Origin of the sequence: Intrasporangium sp., assembly GCF_040414665.1 — a bacterium.
GTDB lineage: Bacteria > Actinomycetota > Actinomycetes > Actinomycetales > Dermatophilaceae > Intrasporangium.
The window spans coordinates 1-17,325 of the sequence record NZ_JBEDUL010000030.1; the positions used below are offsets into that span (position 1 = coordinate 1).

Sequence of the window (17,325 nt, forward strand, 5' to 3'; positions counted from 1 at the left end):
CGCCGCCGGACCCGCGTCCGCGAGGTCGGTTGTGGGGCAGGCCACCGGATTGGCGTCCCGGCCCGCGCGTCGGGTACTCTGACCAGGTTGCCAGGACGGGCTCCGCCCCCCGGCCATCAGGACCTGCCCGCCGATGACGGCGGGATCACGCAAGCACGCAGCCGCAGGAACGTCAGACCACCGGCAGCGTCAACGACTCGGTAGAGGTGAATCGAAGTGGCTGCCAACTGCGACGTGTGCGGCAAGGGGCCGGGCTTCGGCCACAACATCTCGCACTCGCACCGCCGCACCAAGCGCCGCTGGAACCCCAACATCCAGCGCGTTCGGACGCTGGTGAACGGTGTGACACCGAAGCGGATCAACGTCTGCACCTCGTGCCTCAAGGCGGGCAAGGTCGCTCGCTGACCTGACCCCCGACGCAAGGCCGGCTCCCTCAGGGACGCCGGCCTTCGCCATTCGTGAAGTGGTCCCAGCCGGTGTGTCGTGAGGGGTGCCCCTCGATGTGGACCCCGAGGGCCTCGCCCTCCTGCGGCGCGCGCACCGAGCCGATGACGCGCCATCCATCCGGGACCGTGCCCGGGAACGTGGCCAGCAGCGAGTGCTCCTCTCCCCCGGCCAGGACGCAGTCCCACGCCGCCTCCTCGCCGACGGCGCCCGCCACCTCAGCGACGTCGGCCGCCAAGGCCTCGGGGTCCAGCTCCAGGACGACACCGCTGGCCCGCGCGATGCGGCCCCCGTCGCGCAGCAACCCGTCCGACACGTCGAGCATGGCGCTCGCGCCTGCCGCCGCTGCCTGGGGGCCGGCTTCCAGTGGCGGGGCGGGCCGCCGCTGTGTGGCAACGGCAGTCGTATGCCGCTGGGCTTGGTCCCGCTCCAAGAGCAGCAGTCCCGCGGCGGCGAGGCCGAGCGAACCGCACACGGCAAGGACGTCCCCGTCACGGGCGCCGTTGCGCAGCACGGGCGCCCCCGCCAGGTCGCCCAGCGCCGTGACGGACACCATGACCACTCCGGGAGGGGCTGAGGACAGGTCTCCGCCCAGCACGACGACTCCCGCTCGATCGCATGCCTCGGCGATGCCCCGCCCGAGGTCCACGACCCAGTCCAGGGAGACCATCGGATCGGTGACGAGCGTGACGAGCACCCCTGTCGGCCGGCCGCCCATGGCAGCGACATCCGCCAGGTTCTGGGCGACCACCTTGTGACCGACGTCCGCCCCGGATGACCAGGCGTCGAGCCAGTCCCGCCCGAGCACGACGGTGTCGGTCGTGACGATGGTCCTGTCCTCGGTGGCCAGCACGGCGGCATCGTCGCCGGGCGGGACGATGAGATCTGGCGAGGATGGGAAGAGCGGAAGTATCCGGCCGAGGACGTGCTCCTCGTCCAGACCGCGAAGCGGCGTGCCGCCAGTCAGGCTCGGACCGGGGCGGCTTGACACGAATCACACCTCTTCGTCGCACTGGGCACTGGGTGCCCGAGTTTCCATGGGACGGAAAGTCCCATCGCACGGTAGCGTCGGGGCACGTCCCTTGGCACATCGACTCGGAGCCCTGGAGTCCGGCCGGGTGACGCGGGAGCCGGTTCCCCCTCCGGAAACAGTGTGCAAGTCGTCAAACAGTGAGGTGACACGTGGTCCAGGCCTACATCCTGATCCAGACCGAAGTCGGCAAGGCTGCGACGGTTGCAGAGGCGATCGCCGGAATCACCGGCGTGACGCTGGCGGAGGACGTGACCGGCCCGTACGACGTCATTGCTCGTGTGGAGGCCGCGAACGTCGATGACCTCGGCCGGCTCGTCATCGCCAAGCTGCAGGACGTCCCGGGCATCACACGGACCTTGACCTGCACCGTGGTCCACGTCTGAAACCACGCCGACGACTCCCCCGCAGACACCGAGGCCGCCGCGCCGTGACGTTCGTGCCTCGTCGGCTGTGGGTGCGCGTCGCGGTCTGCGCCGCCCTCTTGCTCACCTCCGGCTGTGCCAGTGCGCCCGAGGTTGCGCTGGCGCCGCTCGCCGACGCGCCCGTCTGCTCCTCGATCGCCTGGCCCCAGACCGTCAGCGGGCTCTCGGCGGTTCCCACGGCGCCCCAGCATCCCTCGGTCGCCGCGTGGGGCGATCCTCCGATCATCGCCCGCTGCGGGCTTCCCGCACCTCCGCCGACGACCGAATCCTGCGTTGTCGTCGATGGGGTCGACTGGGTGGTCCGTCAGCTGACCGACGGAACGGGCGCCGTCACGTACGGCCGCGAGCCGGCGATCGAGGTGCTCGTGCCACAGGAGCATGGCCCTGTGCCGCTCCTCCTGCCCACGTTCGCCGGAGCAGCTCGATCACTGCCGGAGACGGGGCGGCACTGCAGCTGAGCGGCGCCGCCGGGCCTCGGCGGGATCAGCGCAAGCCGGTGCGTCGCTCGAGCGCGAGGGAGACGAGCTCGTCGATGAGCTCGGTGTAGGTCAGCCCCGAAGCCGCCCACATGCGCGGGTACATCGAGTGCGGCGTGAAGCCGGGCATCGTGTTGATCTCGTTGACGAGGACTCGCCCGTCGTCGGTGTAGAAGCAGTCGACTCGGGCGAGGCCCTCGCATCCCAGGGCCTCGAATGCCGCCGCCGCGAGGCGTCGCACCTCATCAGACACGTGAGCGGGAACGTCGGCCGGGCAGGTGAGGTCGACATCGGCCTCCGCGAGGTACTTGGCCTCGTAGTCGTAGAAGGCGTGGTTGTCGTGGACGGCGACCTCACCCACCTGCGAGGTGCGCGGCGCCTCGAGTCCGTGTCCCTCGAGGACGGCGCACTCGATCTCGCGACCCGTGATGGCCGCCTCGACGACGACCTTGGGATCATGTTCCCGCGCCACCTCGATGGCCGCCTCGAGATCGCCCGGCTCCTCCACCTTGGAGATCCCCATGGAGGACCCGGCCCTCGCGGGTTTGACGAAGAGCGGGAAGCCCAGTCCCGCACACGCGTCCAGGGCTGCCGCACGGTCGGCCCGCCACGCCCGATCCGTGATGACGGCATACGGCCCGATCGGCAGCCCGTGCCCGGCGAACACCACCTTCATGTAGTGCTTGTCCATGCCCGCTGCCGAGGCGAACACCCCTGATCCGACGTAGCGGATGTCGGAGAGCTCGAGGAACCCCTGCAGGGTGCCGTCCTCACCGAACGGGCCGTGGAGGAGGGGCAGGACGACGTCGACGTTCCCCAGCTCCGTGGGGGGCTGGCCGGCCTCGAGGACCGTGAGCGCGGTCTGGCGTGTCGAGAGGGGCAACACGACGTGGGCCTCGTCGGGCAGCACCTCGGGAGTGCGCCCCGCCGTCAGCTCGAATCGGGCTGGGTCATCGGCGGCGAGCACCCATTGGCCGTCCCTCGACACCCCGATCGGGACGACGTCGTACTTGTCGCGGTCGATCGCGCGCATCACCCCGGCCGCGGTGGCACACGACACCGCGTGCTCGGATGAGCGGCCCCCGAAGACGATTGCGACCCGCGGACGACGTCCGCGGTGTCCGTTGCGGGATGTCTCACCGCCTTCCGGCCGGTCCGGCTCGCCTGCCTGCACGTGCTGCTCGTCGCTGGTCATCAGACGAGCACTCTATACGCGCCGGACCGGCCGGACCCTAGGCTGACCGCGTGAGCGCGACTGGAGATCTGCATGTGGACACGTTCCTCGTCTCGGCGGGTCGGCCGCTCCCCGAGCCGGGCGCACCGGTGAACCAACCCGTCGTCCTCTCCTCCACCTATGTCGCCGACGGCACGGTCAACTACGCGCGCACCGGCAACCCGACGTGGACCGCCTTCGAGGAGGCGCTGGGCGGACTGGAAGGGGGCCGTGCTCTGGTGCACGCCTCCGGAATGGGTGCCATCTCGGCTGCCCTGTCGCTCGTGCCTGCCCAAGGCACTGTCGTGGCGCCGGACACGACCTACAACGGCACGGTGCAGCTGCTCGAGGCGCTCGAGCAGGCCGGGGGAGCGGTCCGCCGAAGACATGCGACCGACACGGCCGGATTCGTCTCGGACCTGGATGGTGCCGACCTCGTGTGGATCGAGTCGCCGACCAACCCGCTCATGGACGTCATGGACCTGCGCACCGTGCTCGACGCAGCCCGGGCGCGCGGCGTTCTCAGCGTCGTCGACAACACGCTGCCGACGCCCCTCGGATGCCGTCCGCTCAGCCTGGGCGCCGACGTCGTCGTCCACTCAGCCACCAAGTACATCGCCGGGCACAGCGACGTGCTCCTCGGCGTCACGGTCGTGGCGGACGATCGCCGAGGCGCAGGGATCGGCGAGCGCCTCATGCGCCACCGGACGTTGTCCGGCGCCATCGCCGGGCCGCTGGAGGTCTACCTCGGCCTACGCGGTCTGCGCACCCTCGCCCTTCGCCTCGAGCGGGCCAGCGCCACCGCTGCCGAGCTCGCCGGGCGGCTGGACGGACATCCGGCCGTCGAGCGGGTTCGCTACCCCGGCAGCGGCGCGATGCTCTCCATCGACGTCGCCGGTGATGCCGATGCCGCCGAGCGGGTCTGCGCCGCAACGCACGTCTGGGTGCACTCGACGAGTCTGGGCGGCGTCGAGTCACAGCTCGAGCGGCGACGCCGCCAGCCCTCCGAGCCTGAGACCGTGCCGGACAACCTCATCCGCCTCTCAGTGGGCATCGAGCACGTCGAAGACCTCTGGGCGGATCTGGACCAAGCGCTGCGCGCTGCGCCTTGAACGCCGTCACCCGAGTCGTATGCCGCTGGGCCCGCCCCGCGCCCACGTGCACTTCCAACCTGCACCCACCGCGTCGAGTGTGCAGTCCGCGCCCACGTGCACTGCCAGCGTCCCGCCCACCTCGTCGAGTGTGCGCGGCGCGAACTGCACACTCGACGAAGAGGAGGCCTCGCTGGGAGCATGCGTTCGGTGCGCGCGCGAGCCCAGCGGCATACGGCCTGGTATTGGCCTAGTGGCGCTCCGGCTTGAGGTCACGGGACATCAGCTTGGGCCCGACTTCCCGGGCGGGCTGCCCATCACGGACGACTGCCACGACCTGCTCGACGATCGGCATGTCGACGCCGTGGTGCTGGGCGAGGCCGAGGATGGACTCGCATGACTTGACGCCTTCCGCGGTCTGCTTCATCTCTGCCGTCGCCTGCTCCATCGTCAGACCGCGACCGAGCTTGGCGCCGAAGGAATGGTTGCGCGAGAGCGGTGACATGCACGTGGCGATGAGGTCGCCGACGCCAGCAAGCCCGAGGAAGGTCTGGGGCTCCGCCCCGAGCGCCATGCCGAGCCGCGTCGTCTCGGCGAGTCCTCGGGTGATGATCGTCGCCTTGGTGTTGTCGCCGAAGCCCAGTCCCTCGGCCATGCCGACAGCCAACCCGACGACGTTTTTCGTCGCACCGCAGATTTCCGTACCGACGACGTCATGGGTCGTGTAGGGCCGGAACACCTGGGAAGCGCACGCGGCCGCGACGCGATTGGCTGCGGCAGGGTCGATGCACGCCACCGTGCTCGCGGCAGGCTGCTGCAGGGCGATCTCCTTGGCGAGGTTGGGACCGGAGACGACGACGATGCGCTCCCTGGCAATCCCCGCCACCTGCTCGATGACCTCGCTCATCCGCATCGTCGTGCCGAGCTCGACGCCCTTCATGAGGGAGACGACATCGGCCTCGGCCGGGATCGCCTGGCCCCACTCCATGAGGTTGGCCCGCAGGGTCTGCGAGGGAACAGCCAGCGTGACGAGCTCGGCACCGTGGCACGCCTCCTCCGGGTCAGCCGTGGCCCGAATCGTGGCAGGCAGCTCCAGGTCGGGCAGGTAGTCGCGGTTGACGCCGGAGTTGATCTGGTCGACGACGTCCTGGCGTCGGGCCCACATGGTGACGGTGCAGCCCGCCTTCGCCAGCAGGAACGCGAACGCCGTGCCCCAGCTGCCGGCGCTCATGACGGCGACCTTGGTCACGTGCCCTCCCCCGTCGTCGCGCCCGGTCCGGGACGTCCGATCTCGTGGTGCTTCATCGGGTCGCCGATCTCGGGGACGCCATGCTGGCGCGGGTCGAACCGACCATGCACGTGCTTCTCACCGCGGATCTCCTCGAGCAGCTCGGTGATGCGGTCCATGAGTCGATCCGTCGCCTGGCGCAGGGTCTTCGTGTCGATCGGCTTGTCGTACAGGTCCGACAGGTCGACCGGCGCACCTGCCCGTAGGTGCATCGTCTTGCGCGGGAAGAATTTTGGCCGGTGACCGTAGGGCGACAGGATCTCCTGGGGCCCCCACTGCGCTACCGGAATGAGCGGACACCGGGTCTCGAGCGCAACGCGAGCCGCCCCGGTCTTGCCGCGCATCGGCCAGAGGTCCGGGTCACGCGTGATGGTGCCCTCCGGGAAGATCGCGACCGCCTTGCCTCCCTGAACAGCTGCCACCGCAGCACGATAGGCCTCGGCGGCGGCAAGGGAGTTGCGATACACCGGGATCTGCCCCGACCGGCGAATCACCCAGCCCACGACCGGAATCGTGAAGAGGCTCTCCTTGGCCAGGAAGTAGGCCTCCCGCCTGTTGTCGTACATGTAGTGGGCGAAGATGAGCGGGTCGATGTAGGAGATGTGGTTCGGTGACACGACGAATCCACCCGTTGCCGGGAGGTGGTCGACCCCCTGCCAGTCCCGCTTCGTCAGCCCGAGGAGCAGTGGTCGCAGCAGGATTGCTGCCCACCGGTAGGCCAAGGGCAGCCGCGTGGCGCGCGCACCTCTCACTCGTCGGGACCTCCTTCTGGGGCGCCCCTGGCCGGGGCGCTGGCCCTTCATCTTGTCCACCTCTCGGCGCAGTGTCGAGCGATCGAGCGGCGAGTGGAAGAATTCTCGCCAGCATGAGCGAGCCAGACAGCGACACCCCGACCACTGGACCCCCGGAATGGCATCTCGTCATACCGGTCAAGGACGCCGCGGTCGGCAAGTCCCGGCTCGCGCGTGCCCTGGCGGGAGTCGAGTTCGGGGCCGGTGTCGAATCCGCCCACGGCGCGGACCGGGAGACCATTGGGAGGGCCCTTGCGCGCGACACCCTGCGGACCGCCTGCCTCACGGTGGGCCCGGCGCGGGTGGTGCTCGTCACTGCCGACGACGTCATCGCTGCAGAGTTCCGCGACCAGGGCGTGACCACGGTCCGGGACGGCGGTGGGGGCCTCAACGCGGCCGTCGCTCTCGGTCTGGCGCGCACGCCTGTGGGTGGCAGCGTCGCTGCGCTGCTCGGTGACCTGCCCGCCCTGACTCCGCCTGACCTCGGGGACGCGCTCGAGGCCGCAGCCGCGCACGGACAGTCCTTCGTCCCGGACGCCGATGGGTCGGGGACGGTGCTGAGAGCCAGTACTCGCGGGCGATTCGGGCACTTCCAGCCGCGCTTCGGCCCGGACAGCGCCGCGCTCCACGCAGCGGACGGGGCCACCCGGCTCGAGCTCGACCTGCCCCGCCTGCGGACGGACGTCGACGACGTGCGCTCTCTCCTCAGGGTGCTGGAGCTCGGCGCCGGGCCCTCCACCACGGCCGCACTGGCCGGGCTCGATCTGCTTGGATGGGCGCATGCAGGCCACGGTCCACGCCTTTGATCCCATCTCGCTGACCGGCAGCGTCGTGGCGGACGACGGCGTCCTGCTGCCGTTCGACGGGTCGGCCTTCGCCACGAGCGGCCTGCGCCTGCTCAGACTGGGGCAGCGACTCACCGTGGAGGTCGCCGACGACCGGGTCGTCGCCATGCGGATCCAGGGAATCGCGCCCATCGACGGCGGCGTCTGAGGGCAGCCGAGATCACCGTTCCGGGAGTCCGCTGAACCCGCGGCCTCCCGGAACGAGTCCGTCAGCCCGCCGACCTGCGGGCCGTCGTCCGCTTGGCCGTCGTCTTCTTGGCCGCGGTCTTCGTCGATGCCGCGCGCTTGGCCGGTGCTGCCTTCGTGGCCGACCTTGCGGTGGACTTGGTCGCCGTCTTCGCGGCCGTCGACTTGGCAGCGGACCTGGTGGCCGTCTTCGTCGCAGTTTTCGTGGTGGCCTTTGCGGCTGACTTCGTTGCCGCCTTGCTCGCGGTGGACCTGGCCGGCGTGGCCCTCTTGGTCGTGGTGGTCTTCGCTGCAGCCTTCGCCGGCGTGGCCCGCTTGACCGTGGTCTTCTTCGCTGTGGCCTTGGCCGGAGTCGCCTTCGTGGCAGCGGCCTTCTTCATCGTGCCTGCGGTGGCCGTGGCCGTGCCCGCCGAGGCCCGGGCTGCCGCAGACGCAGTCTTGGACAGCTTCTTCTGTCCTGCGACGATCTCCTTGAAGTTCGTGCCGGCCCTGAACTTCGGGATCCGGGTCTTCTTGATCTTCACTGTTTGACCGGTCTTGGGGTTGCGACCCGTTCGCGCCGCGCGGTCCGCCCGCTCGAACGTTCCGAAACCAGTGATGCCAACCTTCCCGCCCTTGGCCACCTCTCGGATGATGCTGTCGAAAACGGCCTCGAGGGCGTCCGAGGCAAGCCTGCGGCTGCCAAGCTTGACCTCCAGCGCGGCGATCAGTTCTGCCTTGTTCACGTGTTCCCTCCAGAGGACTGTCGGTGTCCCGCGACCCGACGGGCGTCCGGATCGAGTCCGGTTACAAACGACGGTAGGCCGACGGAGGGTCGAGGTCCATCATCTGGCGCCACTTTCCCGTTGTGTCGCAATGACTTTGGCGGGACCAAGCAGCGAGGCGGCCACGAGGCCGGATCCCGCGAGCCAGCGCAGGGATTGGCGGATGTGATTGTCGCGCAATCGAATCCAACCCACGCAGGTCAGGATGAGGCGTCCACCGGGATCGTCACTGGCTTGTGCGACGGGCGTGAGCTCTCGAAGCGCGACACCTCGAGCTCGTGTCGCATCGTGAGGCCGATGTCGTCGAGTCCCTCGAGCAGGCGCCACCTGGTGTAGTCGTCGATGGCGAAGGGCGCCACGATCTCCGCCGCCGTCACCGTCCGTGAGACGAGGTCGACCGTGATGTCGGCCCCCGGGTGATTCTCGAGGTACTTCCACAGCAGCTCGACGTTGTCCTGCGACACGACTGCTGTGAGCAGGCCCTGCTTGCCGCTGTTGCCCCGGAAGATGTCCGCGAAGCGCGAGCTGATGACCACCCGGAACCCGTAGTCCATGAGTGCCCAGACGGCATGCTCGCGGCTCGAGCCCGTCCCGAAGTCCGGGCCCGCGACGAGGACCGAGCCGTGGGCATAGATGGGGCTGTTCAGGACGAAGGCCCCGTCCTTGCGCCAGGCGGCGAAGAGGCCGTCCTCGAATCCGGTACGGGACACGCGCTTGAGGTACTCCGCCGGGATGATCTGGTCGGTGTCGACGTTGCTGCGCCGCAGCGGCACGCCGACACCCGTGTGCGTCTCGAACCTCTCCATCATCAGACCTCCTGGGCGACGCGGGGGGCTGTCAGGTCCGCGGGGCTCGAGAGCGTGCCGCGGATGGCCGTCGCGGCAGCGACGAGCGGGCTGACGAGGTGGGTCCGACCACCCTTGCCCTGTCGCCCCTCGAAGTTGCGGTTCGACGTCGAGGCGCTCCGCTCACCGGGCGCAAGGGTGTCGGGATTCATCCCGAGACACATCGAGCAGCCGGGCAGGCGCCACTCGGCCCCCGCAGCCGTGAAGACGGCATCCAGACCCTCGGCCTCTGCCTGGAGGCGGACCCGAGCGGAACCCGGGACGACGAGCATGCGGACACCGTCGGCGACCTTGTGCCCCTTGACGACGGCCGCTGCCGCGCGCAGGTCCTCGATCCGACCGTTGGTGCAGGAACCGACGAACACGGTGTCCACCTTGATGTCACGCAGCCGAGTCCCCGGCTCGAGGCCCATGTAGGCCAGGGCGTTCTGCGCCGCCAACCGGTCGGACTCGTCGGCGAACGACTCGGGATCGGGGACCGACTCACCCAGCGGCAGACCCTGGCCGGGGTTGGTGCCCCACGTGACGAAGGGAGTCAGCTCCGAGGCGTCCAGCTCGACCTCTGCGTCGAAGACTGCGTCGTCATCGGTCCGAAGCGCGGACCACTCCGCGACGGCGGCGTCCCAGTCGTCACCGCTCGGGGCGTGCGGGCGGCCCTTGAGGTAGGCGAAGGTCGTCTGGTCAGGAGCGATCATGCCGGCTCGGGCGCCGGCCTCGATCGACATGTTGCACACCGTCATCCGAGCCTCCATGGAGAGCGACTCGATCGCCTCCCCCCGGTACTCGAGCACATAGCCCTGTCCCCCACCGGTGCCGATCTTCGCGATGACGGCCAGGACGATGTCCTTGGCGGTCACGCCTTCGCCGAGCCGGCCACGAACATTGACGGCCATGGTGCGGAACGGCTTGAGCGGCAGGGTCTGGGTCGCCAGGACGTGCTCCACCTCCGACGTGCCGATGCCGAAGGCGAGCGCACCGAACGCGCCGTGCGTCGACGTGTGGCTGTCGCCGCACACCACGGTCATGCCCGGCTGGGTGAGACCGAGCTGCGGGCCAACGACATGGACGATGCCCTGCTCGACATCGCCCATCGGGTACAGCCGGATCCCGAACTCCTCACAGTTGCGGCGCAGCGTGTCCACCTGCACCTTCGACACCGGATCGGTGATCGGGCCGGGAGTCGTCGGGACGTTGTGATCCTCCGTGGCCAGGGTCAGCTCGGGACGCCGGACCGGGCGACCGGCGAGTCGCAGGCCGTCGAATGCCTGGGGGCTGGTCACTTCGTGAAGGAGGTGGAGATCGATGTAGAGCAGGTCCGGCTCTCCCTCCGCGCGCCGCACCACGTGCGCGTCCCACACCTTCTCGGCCAGCGTCCCGCTCATCGCTCTCCTTCACCCATGATGACGCCACGATCACACCCGGACGCGCGGCACAGCCGTCCGCCGCGACGTCACACTGCCCAGCCTGTCCCCAATAACGAGGTGATGAATTGACGTCTCAGTGCCTGAGACGTCAATATCAGGTCATGGACAACTCTAGTGGAGTCGGCGTTCTCGACAAGGCGGCGACGGTGCTCGGCGCCCTCGAGGCCGGTCCGGCCACGCTCGCACAGCTCGTCGGCGCCACCGGCCTGGCCCGCCCGACCGCCCACCGCCTCGCCGTCGCTCTCGAGCACCATCGTCTCGTGTCCCGCGACCTGCAGGGCCGCTTTGTCCTCGGTCCCCGCCTCGGCGAGCTCGCGTCAGCCGCCGGCGAGGACCGCCTGCTCGCCGCAGCCGGCCCCGTCCTCGGTGCGCTGCGCGACCACACGAACGAAAGTGCGCAGCTGTTCCGCCGTCAGGGCGACATGCGGATCTGCGTCGCCGCCGCGGAGCGACCCGTCGGCCTCCGGGACTCGATCCCGGTCGGCGCAACGCTGTCCATGCTCGCCGGCTCCGCGGCGCAGGTCCTGCTGGCCTGGGAAGAGCCGGACCGGCTGCACCGCGGACTGCAGGGCGCCGCGTTCACCGCGACGGCCCTCTCCGGCGTGCGCCGCCGGGGCTGGGCACAGAGTGTCGCCGAGCGCGAGCCCGGAGTCGCGTCCGTCTCGGCGCCGGTGCGCGGGCCGTCCGGCCGAGTCGTCGCCGCTGTCTCCATCTCCGGCCCCATCGAGCGGCTGTCCAGGCAGCCGGGGCGGCTCCATGCAGCGACGGTCGTGGCCGGCGCCAACAAGCTGACCGAGGTGCTGAGGAGGCACCACGCGCAGCAGCAACAGCAACAACCCCAGAACATCTGAGCGCCCGCTGCGTCTGGCACAGTGGAACGGAGCTGCGGCAACGGATTGGTCACGATCGGCGCCGAGCAAACCCGGCTGACAACGTTTCTCCAGCTCATCGCGTCAGGCTGTGTGACATCTCGTTGCACGGATTGGGGAGACCATGCGATACGCACCACCTCGGGGCACGGCCCGACAGGCCCTGACCTTCATAGCCCTCGGCGCCGTCGCCCTGAGCACCGCGGCATGCGGGCCGGCAACGCCTGCTGGCCGCGGGATCGCCGGCGCCAGCACCTCGACGTCGCCGGTGACGTCACCGGCGACGTCACCGTCGTCGACGAGCACGACGCCGACGGAGCGTCCCACGACACCAGCGGCGAAGCCAACGCCGACGAAGGCGCCGACGAAGCAGCCCAACACGAAGACGCCCAAGCCGACCAAGACTGCAGCACCGAGTGAGCCTCGGCCGACGCCGGTCATCGTCATCCTGCGGCCAGGAGACTCCGGCCCCAAGGTGCGCGCCTTGCAGGCCAGGCTCAAGCAGATCGGCTGGTTCTCCGGCGACGTCAGCAACAACTACGGTCCGCGGACCACGGAGGCCGTCCAGGGCTTCCAGCGCAAGCGTGGGTTCCCGGTCACCGGAGTCACCGACGAGCGCACCTACACCCGGATCCTGTCGATGACCCGCACGCCGACCAGCGACGAGCTGAACAATGTCAAGCCCGCCGCGCCGAAGCCGAGCGCGGCGTCATGGGACGTCGACAAGCGTTGCCTGACGGGCCGAGTGATCTGCATCAGCAAGTCGACCCGGTCCCTGACCTGGGTCATCGACGGTGAGGCGCAGTACTCGATGGCCGTCCGCTTCGGCAGTGAGGCCGAGCCGACGCGCGAGGGCGTCTTCGGGATCACGTGGAAGAAGGTCGACGTCATCTCGAACCTCTACCACACGCCGATGCCCTACTCGATGTTCTTCAGCGGTGGCCAGGCCATCCACTACTCCGGCGACTTCGCCCGCAACGGGTACAACGGCTCGTCGCACGGCTGTGTCAATGTCCGCAACATGACGCTGCTCAAGCAGCTCTACAACACCGCCCCTGTCGGCACCAAGGTCGTCGTCCACTGGTGACGACCTGCAGCCTTCCGCCTGCCGAGCGAGCCAGCCGACGACCAGCCAACGGGAGTTCCGGGGGCTGGTCGTAGGCTGTGCCAAACCCCCCGGGCCGGTCCCCAGATGGTCGGGTGGGTGCCACGACGAGGAGGTCCAATGCTCAAGGTTGGATGGAAGGCTTCAGCAGAGCAGTTCGGGCCCCGCGAGCTCGTCGACTTCACGGTGCGGGCGGAGCAGGACGGCCTCGACTCGGTCTTCATCTCTGACCACTTCCAACCGTGGCGCCACAACGACGGCCATGCCCCCTTTGCGATGTCCTGGCTCGCGGCCGCCGGCGAACGGACCGAGCGCGTCATGCTCGGCACCTCCGTCATGACTCCGACGTTCCGGTACAACCCGGCGGTCGTGGCCCAGGCGTTCGGGACCCTCGGGGTCCTCAATCCGGGTCGCATCGTGCTCGGCATCGGTACGGGTGAGGCGCTCAACGAGGTGGCCGTGGGCGCCGCAGGCTCACCCTGGCCGGAGTTCAAGGAGCGGTTCGCCCGGCTCCGCGAAGCGGTCCGGCTGATCCGCCGGCTCTGGACGGAGGAGCGGGTCAGCTTCGAGGGCGACTACTACACGACCCGCGACGCCACGGTGTACGACCGTCCCGAGCAGCCGGTGCCGATCTACATCGCCGCCGGCGGACCCTTGGTCGCCCGCTACGCCGGTCGGTCCGGCGACGGGTTCATCTGCACGTCCGGCAAGGGTCGCGAGCTCTACGAGGACAAGCTGCTCCCTGCCGTCGACGAGGGGTTGGCCACGTCCGGCCGCACCCGGGATGACATCGACAAGCTGATCGAGATCAAGCTGAGCTACGACCGCGACGCCGAGGCGGCGCTGGCCAACTGCCGGTTCTGGGCACCGCTGTCGCTGACCGCAGAGCAGAAGCACGGGGTCGATGACCCCGTCGAGATGGAGCGGCTCGCCGACGAGCTGCCCGACGAGCACATCGCAAAGCGCTGGATCGTCACCCACGACCCCGAGGACGCCGTGGCCCAGGTCAAGCAGTACGTCGACTGGGGATTCAACCACCTCGTCGTACACGCCCCTGGCCACGACCAGAACCGCTTCCTCGACCAGTTCGTCACCGACGTCCTCCCCGGCCTGCGCGAGCTCGGCTGAGTCGCGGCACCGAGCCCATCGCGGTTGGTTAGCGGTACTATCCAACCGAGGAGGCACCGTGCGGATCTCGGAGCTGTCGCAGGTCACCGGAGTTTCGGTGGCCACGCTGAAGTACTACCTGCGCGAGGGCCTCCTTCCGACGGGCACGCCACTGAGCGCAACCCGGGCGGACTACGGCGAGTCACATGTCGAGCGAGTCCGCCTCGTCCGCACCCTCATCGACGTGGCGGGCCTGTCGATCGGGCGCGTACGCGAGGTCGTCCGTGCCCTGTCCGACCCACCGCGGTCCCGGCACGACCTGCTGGGCACGGCCCACGCCGTGCTGCGCCGCTCGAGTCCGGACGGCGCCGTCATGGATGCGCACGATCGCCGGCTCTCGGACCAGCTCATCGACCGGCTCGGGTGGCGGATCGCCGAGGACTCGGTCGCGCGAGCGCAGCTCGGTGCTGCCCTCGACCGGGCGCGCCGGGATGGACTCGAGATCTCCGAGGAGACGTTCGCGGTGTACGCGGGAGCTGCCCTGCTCATGGCAGACCGGGACGTGCGCGACGAGCTCGGCAGGGAGTCTGCCTCGGAGGCACTGCGGTACGTCATCCTCGGCAACGTCCTCAGCGACCCCGTCGTCATCGGACTGCGCCGGCTCGCCCAGGAGCACGTCAGCGCGCGCAAGTTCGGCGAGCGGTGACCGGACAAGGCACAAGGCCCGGATCCGAGGATCCGGGCCTTGTCACGTGGTAGCCCCGACGGGATTCGAACCCGCGCTACCGCCTTGAGAGGGCGGCGTGCTAGGCCGCTACACAACGGGGCCACGCGCTGTGCCGAGCGAATCGGCACTCGGAGAACCTTACCGTGACGATGCGATTTCTCCGAATCGGTTCCTCGGCCCGAAGGGCCGCTGAACCAGAGCTGGGGTACCAGGACTCGAACCTAGAATGGCTGAACCAGAATCAGCTGTGTTGCCAATTACACCATACCCCAAGGGGGTATCACTCCCGAGCGCGCCCGAGGGGCCTTCTGCGAGGTGAACCGAGTGGGAATACTACCGGTCGACCGCCGCCGCCCCAAATCGACGGTATGCCGCTGAGTCCGGTTCCGGCGCGCGCTCAGGCACGCTCATCCCGCAGCCCGAAGAAGGGCAGGGCCGCCCTGGCACCGGACACCTCGATCGCCCGACCGAGTCCGGACGCCAGCCAGGCCGATCGCTCCAGCCTGAGGTGCTGGAGCGTCTCGCCGCTGTGGTCGAGAACCGACGTGTGGGTGTCGCGGTAGCCGAGCGAGCGGGACACCCCCAGCGACGACGTGTTCTCCACCACGGCCGAGCTGACCGCGGCTGCGGCACCGAGGTGTCGGAAGGCCAGCTCCAGGACGGCAGTGCGCATCTGCTTGCCCAGGCCGAGACCGCGGGCGGAGGCACGCAGCCAGGACCAGGAGTCGACGGTCCGGTCCCTGGCGTAGTCCGGCCCCTCGAGGGCCTGCATGCCGACGGGCACGCCCTCACGCCGCACGACGAACGGCAGCACCCACTCGCCGGGGGACCACCCGCCCATGGCCCGCCAGTAACCCTGCACGAGGATCGCGCGACGGTTCGCCAGCTCGTCGAGACCGGCGTATCGCGTCGCGGACGGATCCAGCTCGAGGTCGTCGGGCAGGATGTCGACGAGCGCAGGCAGGTCCTCCTCGGTGGCGGGCCGCAGCTCCAGGTCGGGCGTCGTCAGCCTGATCCCACGCGGGGCCCAGACCTCCCCGAGCTCCATCGCCGGCTCAGAGCGAGTCGCGCAGCGCGCGGAGGCGACTGAGGGTCGAGGTCTTGCCGAGGATCTCCATCGACTCGAAGAGCGGGGGCGAGACCCGAGCACCGGACACTGCCGTGCGCAGTGGCCCGAAGGCGAAACGCGGCTTGATCCCCAAGCCGTCGACGATCGCGTCGCGCAGCGATGCTTCGATGGTCGGGGCCGCCCACCCGCCACCCGTGCCGAGCACGCCCCCGCCGTGGTCGTCGATGTCCGCGAGGACCCGGATCGCGGCGTCGAGCACGCCGGCGGAGTCCCCCTTCAGCTGTGCACGCGCGTCGTCCTGGATCTCGAGCTGGTCGTCAGCCACGAAGAACGGCAGGACGAGAGCCGGAGCTTCTGTCAGCAGGGAGACGCGCTCCTGGATCTGCGCCGCGACGAGCTTGAGCCGACCGAGCTCCCCGAGCGACGGATTGCCGCCGATGATCCCGGCCTCGTGGAGGTAGGGCAGCAGACGGGTCGCGAACTCCCCCACGTCCAGCTGGCGGATGTAGACACCGTTGAGCCACTCGAGCTTCTTCAGGTCGAAGATCGGGCCAATGGGGTTGACCTTGGCCCAGTCGAAGGTGCGGCTGAACTCCTCGAAGGTGAAGACCTCGACGTCGTTCCCGTCCGCGTCCTGCTGCGGCGGATAGGCTAGCAGGGCAAGGAAGTTCACCAGGGCCTCGGGGAGGTAACCCTGCTCGCGGAACCAGGTGAGCCGCGCGGCCGGGTTCTTTCGCTTGGAGATCTTCGACTTGTCGGTGTTGCGCAGCAGCGGCATGTGCGCGAACGTCGGCGGCTCGAGCCCGAGCCACCGGTAGAGCAGGATGTGCTTCGGCGTCGAGCTGATCCACTCCTCACCGCGGACGACGTGTGTGATACCCATCTCGTGGTCGTCGACGACGACGGCGAGGTGGTAGGTCGGGAAGCCATCGGCCTTGAGGATGACCTGGTCGTCCGGCATGGGAGCCGACACCGTGCCGCGGATGACGTCGTCGAAGGCGAGCGGCACGTCGTCGGGGATGAGCATCCGCACGACCGGAGTCTCGGAGAAGCCGGGCAGCTGCGCCCGCTCCTCGCGCGTCTTGCCCTGACAGAGGCGGTCGTAGCCGGTCGGCTGCTTCGTCTTCTGCTGCCGGTCGCGCATCTGGTCGAGGCGCTCCTTCGAGCACCAGCAGTAGTAGGCGTGCCCGGCCTCGAGGAGCCTGTCGACATAGGGCCGATAGGTGTCGAGCCGCTCCGACTGGCGATAGGGCGCGAACGGGCCGCCGATGTCCGGACCCTCGTCCCAGTGCAGGCCGAGCCACGCCAGCGTGTCGTAGAGCTGCGCCTCGCTGTCCTCTCGGAAGCGGGCGCGGTCGGTGTCCTCGACACGGAGGACGAACTGGCCGCCCTGCTGCCGGGTGAAGGCCAGGTTGAAGAGGGACATGTACGCCGTGCCGACGTGAGGATCCCCCGTCGGGGACGGTGCCACCCTCGTCCGCACGGGACCGCTCCCGTCGGACGTGCTCTGTCGGGGCGCGGGGGCTGGCTGGAACTCGACCTGGTCGTCGAGGGAAGTGGCGCCGGGAACCGAGCCCAGCGGCATACGGCCATCGGTGTCTGTGTCGCTCATGGTGCGGCCAGCCT

At 69.5% G+C, this 17,325-nt stretch carries 19 protein-coding genes and 2 tRNA genes; 10 read left to right on the forward strand and 11 right to left on the reverse strand.

Going from position 1 to position 17,325, the window contains the following annotated elements; genetic code table 11:
• The first annotated feature begins 216 nt into the window (after nucleotides 1-216).
• Nucleotides 217-405 (forward strand): 50S ribosomal protein L28, encoded by a 189-nt coding sequence (gene rpmB, locus ABF401_RS03550; RefSeq protein ID WP_353508161.1) that lies wholly within the window; start codon nucleotides 217-219, stop codon nucleotides 403-405.
• A gap of 28 nt (nucleotides 406-433) precedes the next feature.
• Here rpmB and thiL read toward each other — a convergent pair whose 3' ends face one another.
• A complete protein-coding gene (gene thiL / locus ABF401_RS03555) occupies nucleotides 434-1,435 on the reverse strand; it encodes a thiamine-phosphate kinase (RefSeq protein ID WP_353508162.1) in 1,002 nt (333 codons plus the stop codon).
• A gap of 191 nt (nucleotides 1,436-1,626) precedes the next feature.
• Between thiL and ABF401_RS03560 the strand changes: the two genes are divergently transcribed.
• Together ABF401_RS03560 and ABF401_RS03565 are read left to right on the forward strand one after the other, a co-directional pair.
• Nucleotides 1,627-1,860 (forward strand): Lrp/AsnC family transcriptional regulator, encoded by a 234-nt coding sequence (locus tag ABF401_RS03560; protein WP_317181962.1) that lies wholly within the window; start codon nucleotides 1,627-1,629, stop codon nucleotides 1,858-1,860.
• Between the two features lie 44 nt (nucleotides 1,861-1,904).
• Entirely contained in the window at nucleotides 1,905-2,357 is a 453-nt protein-coding gene (locus ABF401_RS03565; protein ID WP_353508163.1) for a DUF3515 family protein, read from the forward strand.
• 25 nt (nucleotides 2,358-2,382) lie between these two features.
• Here ABF401_RS03565 and ABF401_RS03570 read toward each other — a convergent pair whose 3' ends face one another.
• Nucleotides 2,383-3,570, reverse strand: coding sequence for a D-alanine--D-alanine ligase family protein (locus tag ABF401_RS03570; RefSeq protein ID WP_353508164.1), 1,188 nt, complete (start codon nucleotides 3,568-3,570; stop codon nucleotides 2,383-2,385).
• 50 nt (nucleotides 3,571-3,620) lie between these two features.
• On the opposite strand from ABF401_RS03570, the gene ABF401_RS03575 reads away from it, so the two are divergent.
• Entirely contained in the window at nucleotides 3,621-4,700 is a 1,080-nt protein-coding gene (locus ABF401_RS03575; protein ID WP_353508165.1) for a trans-sulfuration enzyme family protein, read from the forward strand.
• Between the two features lie 229 nt (nucleotides 4,701-4,929).
• Here ABF401_RS03575 and ABF401_RS03580 read toward each other — a convergent pair whose 3' ends face one another.
• Together ABF401_RS03580 and ABF401_RS03585 are read right to left on the reverse strand one after the other, a co-directional pair.
• Nucleotides 4,930-5,928, reverse strand: a complete 999-nt coding sequence (locus tag ABF401_RS03580; protein WP_353508166.1) for an NAD(P)H-dependent glycerol-3-phosphate dehydrogenase — start codon at nucleotides 5,926-5,928, stop codon at nucleotides 4,930-4,932.
• Nucleotides 5,925-6,719, reverse strand: coding sequence for a lysophospholipid acyltransferase family protein (locus tag ABF401_RS03585; RefSeq protein ID WP_353508167.1), 795 nt, complete (start codon nucleotides 6,717-6,719; stop codon nucleotides 5,925-5,927). Before ABF401_RS03585 ends, ABF401_RS03580 begins: the two co-directional genes overlap by 4 nt.
• A gap of 113 nt (nucleotides 6,720-6,832) precedes the next feature.
• Between ABF401_RS03585 and cofC the strand changes: the two genes are divergently transcribed.
• Nucleotides 6,833-7,564, forward strand: a complete 732-nt coding sequence (gene cofC / locus ABF401_RS03590) for a 2-phospho-L-lactate guanylyltransferase (RefSeq protein WP_353508168.1) — start codon at nucleotides 6,833-6,835, stop codon at nucleotides 7,562-7,564.
• On the forward strand, nucleotides 7,539-7,751 hold the full coding sequence (locus tag ABF401_RS03595) for a cold-shock protein (protein WP_353508169.1): 213 nt from the start codon (nucleotides 7,539-7,541) through the stop codon (nucleotides 7,749-7,751). Before cofC ends, ABF401_RS03595 begins: the two co-directional genes overlap by 26 nt.
• A gap of 61 nt (nucleotides 7,752-7,812) precedes the next feature.
• Here the strand turns inward: ABF401_RS03595 and ABF401_RS03600 are convergent, their stop codons facing one another.
• From ABF401_RS03600 to leuC, 3 genes are all read right to left on the reverse strand, one after another.
• Entirely contained in the window at nucleotides 7,813-8,514 is a 702-nt protein-coding gene (locus ABF401_RS03600; RefSeq protein WP_353508171.1) for an HU family DNA-binding protein, read from the reverse strand.
• A 239-nt stretch (nucleotides 8,515-8,753) separates the two neighbouring features.
• Complete coding sequence (gene leuD, locus ABF401_RS03605; RefSeq protein ID WP_353508198.1) at nucleotides 8,754-9,359, reverse strand: 3-isopropylmalate dehydratase small subunit; 606 nt, start codon at nucleotides 9,357-9,359, stop codon at nucleotides 8,754-8,756.
• 2 nt (nucleotides 9,360-9,361) lie between these two features.
• Entirely contained in the window at nucleotides 9,362-10,780 is a 1,419-nt protein-coding gene (gene leuC / locus ABF401_RS03610; protein WP_353508172.1) for a 3-isopropylmalate dehydratase large subunit, read from the reverse strand.
• 143 nt (nucleotides 10,781-10,923) lie between these two features.
• On the opposite strand from leuC, the gene ABF401_RS03615 reads away from it, so the two are divergent.
• The 4 genes from ABF401_RS03615 (at nucleotide 10,924) to ABF401_RS03630 (ending at nucleotide 14,609) form a co-directional block, all read left to right on the forward strand.
• Nucleotides 10,924-11,673, forward strand: coding sequence for an IclR family transcriptional regulator (locus ABF401_RS03615; RefSeq protein WP_353508173.1), 750 nt, complete (start codon nucleotides 10,924-10,926; stop codon nucleotides 11,671-11,673).
• 142 nt (nucleotides 11,674-11,815) lie between these two features.
• Nucleotides 11,816-12,778 (forward strand): peptidoglycan-binding protein, encoded by a 963-nt coding sequence (locus ABF401_RS03620; protein WP_353508174.1) that lies wholly within the window; start codon nucleotides 11,816-11,818, stop codon nucleotides 12,776-12,778.
• 138 nt (nucleotides 12,779-12,916) lie between these two features.
• Nucleotides 12,917-13,924, forward strand: a complete 1,008-nt coding sequence (gene fgd / locus ABF401_RS03625; RefSeq protein WP_353508175.1) for a glucose-6-phosphate dehydrogenase (coenzyme-F420) — start codon at nucleotides 12,917-12,919, stop codon at nucleotides 13,922-13,924.
• A gap of 58 nt (nucleotides 13,925-13,982) precedes the next feature.
• Nucleotides 13,983-14,609, forward strand: a complete 627-nt coding sequence (locus ABF401_RS03630) for a MerR family transcriptional regulator (protein ID WP_353508176.1) — start codon at nucleotides 13,983-13,985, stop codon at nucleotides 14,607-14,609.
• A gap of 47 nt (nucleotides 14,610-14,656) precedes the next feature.
• On the opposite strand, the gene ABF401_RS03635 is transcribed toward ABF401_RS03630, so the two are convergent.
• The 4 genes from ABF401_RS03635 to gltX all read right to left on the reverse strand — a co-directional run bounded on the left by ABF401_RS03635 (nucleotide 14,657) and on the right by gltX (nucleotide 17,311).
• A tRNA-Glu gene (locus tag ABF401_RS03635) sits at nucleotides 14,657-14,732 on the reverse strand.
• 98 nt (nucleotides 14,733-14,830) lie between these two features.
• Nucleotides 14,831-14,902: transfer RNA gene (locus tag ABF401_RS03640), tRNA-Gln, on the reverse strand.
• 125 nt (nucleotides 14,903-15,027) lie between these two features.
• Nucleotides 15,028-15,678, reverse strand: coding sequence for a GNAT family N-acetyltransferase (locus tag ABF401_RS03645; protein ID WP_353508177.1), 651 nt, complete (start codon nucleotides 15,676-15,678; stop codon nucleotides 15,028-15,030).
• 7 nt (nucleotides 15,679-15,685) lie between these two features.
• The gene (gene gltX, locus ABF401_RS03650; protein WP_353508178.1) at nucleotides 15,686-17,311 is read right to left on the reverse strand and encodes a glutamate--tRNA ligase; all 1,626 of its coding nucleotides are present in this window, start codon (nucleotides 17,309-17,311) and stop codon (nucleotides 15,686-15,688) included.
• Nucleotides 17,312-17,325 lie beyond the last annotated feature (14 nt).

Excerpts from the sequence above, each read along its gene's own strand:
- ABF401_RS03570 (WP_353508164.1), bottom strand. The coding sequence starts at position 3,570 with ATGACCAGCGACGAGCAGCACGTGCAGGCAGGCGAGCCGGACCGGCCG.
- cofC (WP_353508168.1), top strand. The coding sequence starts at position 6,833 with ATGAGCGAGCCAGACAGCGACACCCCGACCACTGGACCCCCGGAATGG.
- ABF401_RS03595 (WP_353508169.1), top strand. The coding sequence starts at position 7,539 with ATGCAGGCCACGGTCCACGCCTTTGATCCCATCTCGCTGACCGGCAGC.
- leuD (WP_353508198.1), bottom strand. The coding sequence starts at position 9,359 with ATGGAGAGGTTCGAGACGCACACGGGTGTCGGCGTGCCGCTGCGGCGC.
- leuC (WP_353508172.1), bottom strand. The coding sequence starts at position 10,780 with ATGAGCGGGACGCTGGCCGAGAAGGTGTGGGACGCGCACGTGGTGCGG.
- ABF401_RS03615 (WP_353508173.1), top strand. The coding sequence starts at position 10,924 with ATGGACAACTCTAGTGGAGTCGGCGTTCTCGACAAGGCGGCGACGGTG.
- ABF401_RS03620 (WP_353508174.1), top strand. The coding sequence starts at position 11,816 with ATGCGATACGCACCACCTCGGGGCACGGCCCGACAGGCCCTGACCTTC.
- fgd (WP_353508175.1), top strand. The coding sequence starts at position 12,917 with ATGCTCAAGGTTGGATGGAAGGCTTCAGCAGAGCAGTTCGGGCCCCGC.
- ABF401_RS03645 (WP_353508177.1), bottom strand. The coding sequence starts at position 15,678 with ATGGAGCTCGGGGAGGTCTGGGCCCCGCGTGGGATCAGGCTGACGACG.
- gltX (WP_353508178.1), bottom strand. The coding sequence starts at position 17,311 with ATGAGCGACACAGACACCGATGGCCGTATGCCGCTGGGCTCGGTTCCC.